Consider the following 541-nt stretch of genomic DNA (forward strand, 5'->3'; position numbering starts at 1 on the left):
ATACGCAAGTCCAGGAACCTGCGGAACAACTAGCACCGAAACAGTAACTGTTTTAACCTCCGGAAACGCAGCTTTTACTATGACAGCAACTTGTGATGGCGGAACCGCAAATATAACCGGAGATCTTGGCGGAAGCTTTACTTTTAATCCGATGCCAACGGATGGCGCAACAATAAACGCAACTAGCGGAAAGGTAACTAATGGAATTTCTGGAACAACCTATACGATAGAATACGGAAGTCCAGGAACCTGCGGAACAAGTAGCACACAAACGGTAACTGTTTTAACTTTAGGAAACGCAGCTTTTACTATGACAGCAACTTGTGATGGCGGAACCGCAAATATAACCGGAGATCTTGGTGGAAGCTTTACTTTTAATCCGATACCAACCGATGGAGCCGCAATAAACGCAACTAGCGGATTGGTGACTAATGGTGTTTCAGGAGCGACCTATACTATTGAATACACAAGTCCAGGGATTTGTGGAATAAGCAGCACACAAACGGTAACTGTTTTAACTTTAGGAGACGCTTCTTTTAAT

1 pseudogene is annotated in these 541 nt (G+C 43.8%); it reads left to right on the forward strand.

The window, feature by feature from the left end:
* A pseudogene (locus ACVCXO_RS06385) lies at positions 1-541 on the forward strand (hypothetical protein); the annotation flags it as partial.

This window comes from Lacinutrix sp. MEBiC02404 (genome assembly GCF_053601575.1).